Consider the following 9,709-nt stretch of genomic DNA (forward strand, 5'->3'; position numbering starts at 1 on the left):
AACCTCATCCGAGCAAGGAATCTCGGACTCGAAGGGCAACTACGGGATTGTCTAGATACCCTACAATTCCATGCCGATTTGGGGTCATATTGCGAATATCGCTAAAGTTCTCGATGGCAGGATCGACAGGGAAATGTTCGGAGTCGAGCGGATGAAGAGCGACAACATCCCGAGGATCGAATGCGTTAAACCAGTCGACAACGCCGTATGGTCGTCCGATGGGGCGCAGTGCTTCAGCGATAGCCCCCACTGCGAGGGGAGATCCCAAGGTGATAAGGGAAGGCACATTCCAATTTTGTACTTCGGCTTCCCGCCTCAGCATATTGTAGACTATCACCGTGCCTAGCGAGTGGGCAACGATGGTGCATTTCTCGCCGGGGATTAGCGCCTTGCGCACGCCAGCTTCGATAGCGGTTTGGATTCCCGGGTAATGTATATACCGGTAAACGTCGCGAGTGACGAGTTCAAGAGTCGCACTAGAGAGGCCGGGTACCTTGTCGATGGCTCGTAAGGCTGCGATGACCCAGGGCCAGTTCTGTACGTCTTTCTCTATGGTTGCAGGAATTTCTGCGGCGTCACGGATGTCATCCTCTGATATCCCAGATGTCTCTACTGCTTCCGCGACGACGGCTGCAATGAACTCTTTCTCGCGTTCACCTGGATCCCCGTAGCCCTTAACGATCACGTCTGGCGCGTCGCCAGGCAGGTTCTCGGTCAAGTGGTGCAGCGTATCGCCATAGTAGGGAAAGCGAATCTGCTCGTCCGATATGCCTAGGCTGGTGCCCGCTTTGGCCAATCCTGCTTGTAGCGCCTGCTTCCATTGCTGTTTCAGTTCGTCAGCTTCTTTGAATTGCTGAGAACGCCCGTGAACCAAAATTAGCTTGCACATTACACTGCCTCCTGCTGATCTAGCAGCTCTCGCAGGCGGGGAATGTCGGCATCCGCGAAGAGCGTCCAGTGTGAATCACGTGGAATCGGGACGCTAAGCCGGATGTCTGGTGTAAGGAGGCCGAGTAGTGCCCAGCCGCGCGAAAGCAGTGGCAGGAATGGAATCACTTGACCGTCAAGGATATCCCCCATGAGCATGACATCGAAGAGCATCCTATTGTTTCGCAGTTGAAGTCGTCTTACTAGATCCTGGCGGCCAAGGCTTGCCAGGGCGTGAGCGAAATATACTGCCAGGGAAGGGTCGGATTCGCCACACTTCTCAAATATCTCTACCAGATTCTCCGCGGAAGCCCCTTCCCACCATGAAATTCCGAACCGCGACGCAGCGGCTATTCGTGCTCGCACCTTGACGTAAATTGGATCAAGCTGCCCGCGGCTCGTATTTCCCGGAACCAAAGGCGCATACGAAATATCTACCAGCTGGTCATCCTCGACGGTCATTGTCGCCACACGTCCTAGCATTGCAGGAACGATGGCGGAGTGGCCGGAGTCAAGATGAAGTAGAACACTGGAATCGGGTTGGCTCCTTGTGAGCCAGACCTGCACGAGTTGGTCAGACGCCTGGGTTGCATCCACTCTGCCGGGATACACTGCCTTGACGGTCGCGCCCTGTACATGCACAGCAGCCGGCGCATCGATAGCGCCAGGATCCACAATGTGCGCGAGCCTGACGGCTGCGGCAGACGCGGCAGCTATAGCTGGATCTGCTGGAGGGCGGTTCTCATCGGGTGTGTCCGAGCCGCCGCCCCCGCCTGCTGCGCCTGGGGCGCCGCCCCCGCCTGGACGGCCCAAGCCGCTTGATGCCGTGCCCTTGAAGAGCCTAGATACCCACGAGACTTGTGGTGTTGAGAGGATCTTGCCGTCTGGTATCTGATTAACGGTCAAGCTGGCTCCGAGATCTTCGAGGTGCTTGGCCAGAAGCTGTGGCAGGGCATCCTTCAGGGGGTGCGGGCGTACGAAGTCCGCACTACCGTCCCGGGCAGCTTCGAGTAGCTTAGGATAGCCCCCTTGCAGCGCCGTGGCGATAACCTCGGTGTAAACGGCGTGGTAGGCGCCGCTTGAGTCCCTGACGTCTAGGACCTCGAAGGATGCATCGCCGAGCCTGCAGGCATAGAAGACGTCCGTCTTGGCCGGTTCGCCGCCGGTTGTGCGATCCGGAAACATCAATGACCCGTGAATGTTGTCGCACCTGATGCTCGTCGGCGTCGTCCGGCAGGCGTCAGAGATCGCGACCACATGGGGCACCTTGCAACGCTCCGCAAGTTTCATGCTGAGGTCGAGGTTGATTGCCTCGTTGGGGTTTTCGGGCGCCCCTGAGAGTAACCAGTACTCCGAATGGTTCTTATTTACTCCATGTCCGGAGAAGTACACGATGAGTTGCTCAAGGGATCGGCGATTGACGAATGATTGCACCGCCTCAAAGATATCCGCACTGCTGACGATGCCTCCCTTGGTGTCAGACAGAATTCGAACCGAACTGTCCGGAATTCCCTGACTCTTTATCCAGTCGCGCATGTGATCGATTCCGGAGTCGACGGCCCTCAGTGGAGGGAGATCGCCAGACTTGTGCACGCCGATCAAAACAACAGCACGCTCCATGGCCACTCCATCCATGCCTCTGTCTCGACCGTAACGCGAACAACAGGGGATCACACGCGGGCCGGGCGGCGGGACACGTGGCACCCGGGGCGCACATCTTGTACACAACGGCGGCGTACGCGGGACGACTCCGTGGGGCGCCCGGGGACCCAGCCCTCTGCCGCACCAGTGCCGGCCTCCTTGCGCGCGCGGCCTGTACGGACGGTCGCCGGCCCGCACTGCTAGGCCGGAAGCTGCCTTTGGGCGTGCCCCAACCGGACGTGGAGCCTCGGGGAATTGGGGTCGCTCCCGGTGGCAACTTGAGAGAGGCCCGCGGCGTAGCAATGTCGCAGGTCAGGGCGGCGAGGTCACGCCCTCCTCCTAAGGGCCGGCCAGGGCAGTGACCAGTTGGCCGGCTTCCAGGCGGTGGGTGAGGTCGAGGCCGCTGTCGAGCACGGTGAGGACGGCGTGGTGCCGGTCGGCAGGGACGGTGGCGACCCGCTGTCCGTCCCGGCGGACCCTGATGGTCGGCTTCTTGCCCGGTCGGACCAAGGTGACCGGCCCGTCGCCGGCGTCGGGGCGGATGCGGACCAGGGGAATGGTCACCGTGCGGCCCTTCAACAGGGCATCGAGCGGGTCGGCCGGCTTGCTGACGTAGTCGAGGAGGTCCTCGACCTCGTACTCGTTGGCCTTGTAGGCGGTCATCCAGCCGTCGATCTGCTGCTCCGCGAGCCAGGAGCGCAGCTCTCCCGGACCGACACCGGCCTCGGCCGCAGCGCGGCCGATCTCGTGTGCCAGGCGGCGGGAGGTGATGCCGGAGGTGAGCAGGGTGATGGCCTGCTCGGTGTCGACGCCGTGCCGGATGTGCCATGCAGTATGTGCGTACAGGCGGGGCGTGGTGGGGGTCAGCAGGGGGTGGGTGTGGACGAGGTTGACCAGGGCGCCGACGATCCAGCTGATCGCGTGCTCGAAGCCGCCGCTGATGTTGCGCACCGTCTGTTCGAGCGGCCAGGTGTCCCCGGGCAGGCTGTCAGGGAGCCAGGTGCGGGCCAACTCGGGAATGGAGGTTCCGGCGATCCAGTCCCGGATCGCGCTGCTGATCGGCACGTCGATGGTGTCGCCGCCGGTACGCGTGCGAGTGAACCGCCAGGACCCGAAGACCTCGGCCAGCACCATGATCTGCTCGAAGACGCCCTGCTCGGTGAGGAAGTCCAAGGTCCGCTCCAACGTCCACTCGGGCGGCCCTAGGAACAGGGCGACCTCGCCGACGTCCTCGGGGCCCGCATGGGCGAGGAGCTCCTCCGCGAGGCGCTGGGCGATGCTGTCGAGGAAGCGCGCGGAGCCGATGCTGGTGCCGGTGCTGGCCCAGCGGCGTGCCGAGTCGGGGTCGGTGGCGTCGTAAACCGTGGCGACCTGCTCGGCCAGAGCCATCCAGCGCCCCGGGATCGACTCGTCCTCGGCCTGTTCCATCGCCAGCAGCGATCGCACCGGGTCAAGTCGGTCACCGGGGGCGTGAAGGGTGTCGGCGTGGCTCTGCAGGATCATCCACACGAACGCGGCGAAGTCAGCCGCGACGTTCCCCACCTGGAAGAACAGAGCCTCGAGGTGAGCTCTCAGGTCCCGTTCGGCCTGGTCCAGGGCCCGCAGCGCGTCGTCGCTGAGGAGTTCGGAGGTGACGGTGAGCTGCTCGGTGTCGGGTGTGAGCGTCTCGAACTCCGCTGCCCTGGGTGGGTAGGGGCGGGTGAGGATGACCCACCCCTCGCTCTCCCGTCCCGCGCGGCCGGCCCGGCCGATCGCGTTGAGCAGCTCGGCGGGGCTCAGGCTCCGCTGCCGGGGGTACCTGGTCCGGTCACCCTCGACCGTGTGATGGATGATCACGGTGCGCACCGGCAGGTTGACGCCGTCGGTGAGGGTAGTGGTGCAGGCGATGGCCAGCAGGGCCCCTTCACGAAGCCCTCGCTCGACGGCGCGCAAAACGTCGACGGGAAGGCCGCCGTGGTGGAAGGCGACGCCGTGGCGGGTGCAGGCGACCAGAGGGTGTTGTTCGCCGAGGGTCTCGGCCAGGAACTCGGTGAGCGCCGCCGCCTCGGGGCGGACGCCCAGGCGCCCAGCCATCGCGCCCGCAGCACGGCTGGCGTCGGCCCGGGATTCGACGACCATCAGAACGCTGCCGGCCCGGGTCAGGGCGGCGGCACCGGCGGCGAACACCTCATAGTTGGGGGTGCCGCCGCCGAGGACGGTGTCCTGGTTCCACTCCCGGGGGTTGGAGGAGGCGAACGGCCGGGTTCCCACCCCTTGGATGGTCAGGCCGAAGGTGCCGCTGGCGGCGGTCGGCCGGACATCGAGCCGGACGGCCACGGGCACGGTGGCCCGGGTGGTGGAGGGCCGCTTCAGGCTCGGCCTGCGCGCGGTGAGCTCCGCCTGGTCCTTCTGCAGACGGGGATACATCAGCCCGTGCAGGCGCCGAGGGCCGCGCCAGGTGTCGGTGAAGTAGACCTCCTCCGGCGGCCGTGACGGGTCCAGCCACGAGGCCAGGGCCGCCCGGTTACCGACAGCGGCGGACAGCAGGACCAGCCGGATGCCGTCGGGACGGCTGCGCAGCAGGGCCAGCAGGCTCTCCAGCACGAAGCCGCGCCGGCCCTGCGCGAGGTGGTGCGTCTCGTCGACCACGATCAGGCTGACATCGTCCAGGGCACTGCCGCCAGGGCTGTTGCGGATCATGTGCATGAGCCGCTCCGGGGTCACGATGTCCACGTCCCCGACCAGAGATCCGCTGCCGTCGCCGAGCGGGAAGTCCGGCTGCTCGGCGACCAGCCGCCACTGCATGTTCCGCAGCCGGCCCCGCAACGCGGCCCGCATCTCCCGGCCAAGGCTGCGCATCGGCGACACGTAAACCACCCGGCCCGGCTTCTGTGCCAGGTGGGAGCAGATCACCAGCTGCGCCATCAAGGTTTTGCCCGCGCTGGTGGGCACGCTGATCAGGCTCCGGCCGGTGGCCGGGTCGACCGGGTTGCCCCGCTCAAGCCGCAGCAGTTCGCGTTGCGGGCGCCACAAGGTCATCACCGCCGGGCTGGACATCGCGAAGGTCCGGGCGACCGCTGGGGGAGTCCCGTCCGGGAGCAGCCGGTAGAGGCTGCTGTCCGCCATCTGCCCGCTCAGGCCGAGCAGGTGGGCCGCGACCCAGCGAGCATGCGGGTCACCGCGGCCGGCCCGCCCGTCGAGCACGCTGCCCAGCAGGCTCTGCGCCTCCTCCAGGCGGCTGGAGTCGCCGAAGGCGAGGAACAGGCGGAGGAGGTGGACCGCCTCGATGACGGCTTCGGCCGGGCCGTACATCGTGCCCGCGAGCGGCTCGCCGTCCATCAGTTCGCGGAGCTCCGCGAACTGTCGGCGCCAGGCGGACAGGGCCCGGTTCAGCCCGGGCCGGTCGAAGCCGAGGAAGACGACGCCGGCCTCCAGGGCCAGGGTGTCGATGTGCGCCGGGAGCGAGGATTTGACGTTCACCAGGGCCTTGACCTGGCTGTAGACGGCGGTGGCGTTCGGCTCCTGCTCGCACCTGCGGTAACCGGCCTGGGCGGCGAAGGCGATCCGCAGCCGTTCAGTGGGGGAGTGCCGGTCATCGGCCAGGGCCAGATCCATCACATGGGAGCTGACCGCGAGCGCCTGACGGATCCTCACCGGATCGTATCCCTGGGTCTCCGGCTCGATCGCAGCCAGTCCGTGCAGGAGCCATGCCGTCGCCAGCACGTCGTCCGGGATCTCCTGGTCCCCGCGGAAGGCGGCGATCTCCAACTCGGTGATGGCCGCCAGCAGCTCCTGCGCCGAGGGCAGGACCCCGCCGGGGCGGTACTCGCCGAGGGCGTACGCGAGCACGGTCGGATCTAGAGTGCGGTCCACACGTACTCCCTCACCTCGTGGGCGAAGCCCTCAAGATCGTCGATAGCCACCACCAGCCCCTGCAGCGCGCCGGGGTGCTTGTGGGTGGGGAAGTGCTCATGCGCGAGGTGGAACGCCTTCTTCGGGATGGCCGTGGAGTTCAGCGCGACACTGACACCGCCACCGGAGGACTCCGCCTCATCCACCCACTGCTCAGCCAGGCTGCCCACGAACTCCCGGGTGTCGTCGGCGAGCAGCTTGTCACCCCAGGACAGCATTCCCAGGTAGGTCGCCCCCTTCGTGCTGAGCTGCGTCCACCCCTTGCGGATCGCCCCACCCGGCTGGTTCGCCTCCCCGGTGTACTTCTTCATCTCCCACAGCCGGAAGGAGAAGCCCCGGGTGGTCCCGTCCTCCCGGTAGACGATGAGCCCGTCCCCGCCACCGTCGTTGACCGCGGCCTTCGGCGGCCCGAGGATCTCCACCGGGCGCACGGGGTCCTCCGGCAGGTCACGGGTCAGGAGGAACCAGAGCCACTCGCCCACGTATCCGGCCAACCCATGGTTGCCCTCCTTCTTCGCGGCGGCCGCTTCGAAGACGGGTTCCGCGAATGCCTTGATGAGACGGTGGTCCTTCCCGGTCAGCTTCGTCCCGCTCAGCGTGGCCTCGCGCCACGTCCCGTACGACCGGGGCCGCCCACCGGTGCGCTCCCGCATGATCTCGTCGGCGATGATCCACGCAGCCGCCGCCCTGTCCTCGGCGCTGGCGCTGAGGTTGATGACGAGATCCCAGGGGCACACCTGGCCGGTTCCCCGAGGATCCCGCTGCACCAGGTCGGCCACCCGCCCGCCGACGGCCGTCGCGCGGGCCAGCGCCTGCGCGGGGGGCAGAACATCCACCACCCAGAACCCCTTGTTCGTCCCCAGCTCGCCTGCACGGCGCCCAGTGATCGCAGACGTCGAGGCGGCCCTCGTCAAGGTCACCTTATAGAGCCCCCGGCACCCGCGTCAGCGGAAGCTCCGGCCGCACCCTTCTGCTCCCTCGGGCAACCGCCCGCAGGTGGTGCCCTACGATTTGAGCAGCTCGCCGGAGCGGTCCAGGACCGCCTGGTCGAAGGATGCCTGAGGGGTTCCGGTACCTGCCGCACGGAACAGGAAGATCGGTCCGGCAGCAAGGTCGTAACTCGTCCACTCGGCTCCCAGACTGACGTCGGGGCAGGTCCAGTCCGAGCCGTGCCGATAGGTCATGTCGGCGGCGACGACCTGCTCCCGAGCCGCGAAATGGTCTTGGATGAGGGACCGGATCACCTCCATCTCCCTGCTCGCCGACCGGCGACAACCGAACAGACGGTCCAAGTGCGAGATCGCTGCTAGCCAGGTGTGCAGGTCCTGGACCGCCGCGCGGACGATGTCTGCAGCACCGCCCGCTGCCAGCGCCTCCGCGTCTCGCAGCGCATCGGCGGTGACGGCCGAGAGGGTGTCGCGCAAGGGTTCGGTGATGTCGTTGTAGTGCGCCACGGCCGGCCGGAACTCGGGAGCGACCAGGTCCCAGGGGTGCTCGTGAACTCCCCACCCCCACTGGGTGTAGAAGGCGTGCCAACCGGCGTCACCGACCGGGGTAAGCCGGATCTCGGCCCCACCGTGGCCGACGCTCATGACGTCAGCGCCGATCTCGACCAGCTGACAGTCCGCGGCCTTGAGCCAGTCCTGGACCAGGCCGGTGAGCCAGACCTCACCGGGCTCACCAACGCAGCGCAGCACTGCCGGATCTGCGGTCACCACGGGGCGGCCGCGGAACATCAGGCCCAGGCCGCTCACGTCGACGACGTCACCTCGAGTCACGGGATGAATGTGGCAGCGCGCCGCCCAACGGCGACTCAGCCGCGCTCAGCAGTCCACCTGACCGGGTGATTGAAACGCTTATTGCACGGGGGAGAGCCAGCCCCGCCAGGGCGAGGGGCGGCCGGGGGGCTCCCGGCAGACAACCGGAGGCAGCAGCACGCTGGAGCCGGACTGGAGTGGCTGGATCAGAGCCGGCTTGTTGGCGAACGGAAGGGGGGTGTGGTCGCGGATCATGGCCCAGAGGACGTTGACGCGGCGCCGGGCGAGGGCGATGACGGCTCCGTCGTCATCGCCATGATCGACGACCTGGACAGCCGCCCTGGCGGCGCTGCCGCCGAGATGCCGCAGGTCCGACCAAGCTGACGGTCGACGTCGTACCCGGCCGGGCAGCCCTGCCCTTCAGGCGGCTGCCCCGACCTCACCGGCTCCCGGGCAGATGCTGCGCACGTGCGAGCGGCTCCTGCCCGGCCCCCGCCGCGCCGCGGCGAACACCGCCGTCGACATCGGCATCCACCACCCCGCCGCCACGCTTTTCCGGCAGGACCGGCTTACTCCTGCGGCCGGACGCGGACGTAGCGGACCTGGCCGTGGCGGCCGGTGCCGGCCACCACTTCCACCATCGGCAGCGGCTCGGCGAGCCACAGCACCCGCGCTTCCTGGTCCCCGCCCTGTCCCCGACGCTCGGGGTGCTGGTCTTCAACGATCAGGTGGAGAAGGTCATTTCAGTGCTGACCCGGACCGATCTGGCGATGGGGGAGGAGGCCCGCCGGGCGCTCAGCCGCCCGGAGCGCCTGCCGGCCCTGGAGAGGTGGTTCCGCGACCGCGCCACCGGGGCCGGATACGACCAGCGGGTCATCGACACCACTTTCGAGCAGCTCAAGGGCATGGGCGCCTATGGGTTTCCGGCCTCGCATTCTGCCGCTTTCGCGGTCATCACCCTCCAAAGCGCTTGGCTGAAGGCGCACTTCGGGGCCGCGTTCTATGCCGGGATCATGGAAGCGGAGCCGGGGATGTACCCGCTGCGCCTGCTGCTGGCCGACGCCCGCCGCCACGGGGTACGGGTGCTGCCGGTGTGCGTCGAGACCTCCGAAGCCGGCTACCGGGTCGAGCCCGGCCCGGACGGCCGCGACGGCCTGCGGATCGCGCTCGCCGCTGTGAAGGGCATCACCGCGGAGGAGACCGACCGGGTCCTCGCCGCCCGCCCCTTCACCTCGGTCAGATGAGCGCACACGCGAGCGAGACGAGTGAGTCGTGCAGCTTGAGGCGGCGCTCCCCACGAACGGCGAGGCGCTTGAACTGGTGGAGCAGGGCGAAGGTCTGTTCCACCACGTAGCGGAGTCCGCCGAGACCGCGAATGTCGGGCCCGCCCCGGCAGGAGATGACGGCGATCCGGCGCTTTGTCAGCTCCCGTCGGACGTGCCTGCTGTCGTAGCCCTTGTCCCCGAGCAGGGACTTGGGCCGCTTGCGAGGTC

General features: G+C 67.1%; 6 protein-coding genes and 1 pseudogene. 1 reads left to right on the forward strand and 6 read right to left on the reverse strand.

The window, feature by feature from the left end; all coding sequences use genetic code 11:
* Positions 1–4: 4 nt before the first annotated feature.
* From ACZ52J_RS42370 to ACZ52J_RS42390, 5 genes are all read right to left on the reverse strand, one after another.
* Complete coding sequence (locus ACZ52J_RS42370) at positions 5–889, reverse strand: hypothetical protein (protein WP_465626760.1); 885 nt, start codon at positions 887–889, stop codon at positions 5–7.
* Positions 889–2,547, reverse strand: coding sequence for a caspase family protein (locus tag ACZ52J_RS42375; RefSeq protein WP_465626762.1), 1,659 nt, complete (start codon positions 2,545–2,547; stop codon positions 889–891). The genes ACZ52J_RS42370 and ACZ52J_RS42375 overlap by 1 nt, the downstream gene beginning before the upstream one ends.
* Before the next feature lie 360 nt (positions 2,548–2,907).
* Positions 2,908–6,420 carry a DEAD/DEAH box helicase gene (locus tag ACZ52J_RS42380; RefSeq protein WP_465626763.1) on the reverse strand — a complete coding sequence of 1,171 codons (3,513 nt, stop codon included), beginning with the start codon at positions 6,418–6,420 and terminating at the stop codon, positions 2,908–2,910.
* On the reverse strand, positions 6,405–7,295 hold the full coding sequence (locus ACZ52J_RS42385) for a hypothetical protein (protein ID WP_465626764.1): 891 nt from the start codon (positions 7,293–7,295) through the stop codon (positions 6,405–6,407). Before ACZ52J_RS42385 ends, ACZ52J_RS42380 begins: the two co-directional genes overlap by 16 nt.
* A 168-nt stretch (positions 7,296–7,463) precedes the next feature.
* The gene (locus tag ACZ52J_RS42390) at positions 7,464–8,237 is read right to left on the reverse strand and encodes a hypothetical protein (RefSeq protein WP_465626765.1); all 774 of its coding nucleotides are present in this window, start codon (positions 8,235–8,237) and stop codon (positions 7,464–7,466) included.
* 587 nt (positions 8,238–8,824) lie between these two features.
* Here ACZ52J_RS42390 and ACZ52J_RS42395 point away from each other — a divergent pair.
* The gene (locus ACZ52J_RS42395) at positions 8,825–9,460 is read left to right on the forward strand and encodes a helix-hairpin-helix domain-containing protein (protein WP_465626766.1); all 636 of its coding nucleotides are present in this window, start codon (positions 8,825–8,827) and stop codon (positions 9,458–9,460) included.
* On the opposite strand, the pseudogene ACZ52J_RS42400 reads toward ACZ52J_RS42395, so the two are convergent.
* Positions 9,453–9,709, reverse strand: a pseudogene (locus ACZ52J_RS42400) (IS5/IS1182 family transposase); the annotation flags it as partial. The gene ACZ52J_RS42395 and the pseudogene ACZ52J_RS42400 sit on opposite strands and share 8 nt — an antisense overlap.

The sequence above is a fragment of the Kitasatospora sp. NPDC034035 genome, from assembly GCF_055575755.1.

Excerpts from the sequence above, each read along its gene's own strand:
- ACZ52J_RS42370 (WP_465626760.1), bottom strand. The coding sequence starts at position 889 with ATGTGCAAGCTAATTTTGGTTCACGGGCGTTCTCAGCAATTCAAAGAA.
- ACZ52J_RS42375 (WP_465626762.1), bottom strand. The coding sequence starts at position 2,547 with ATGGAGCGTGCTGTTGTTTTGATCGGCGTGCACAAGTCTGGCGATCTC.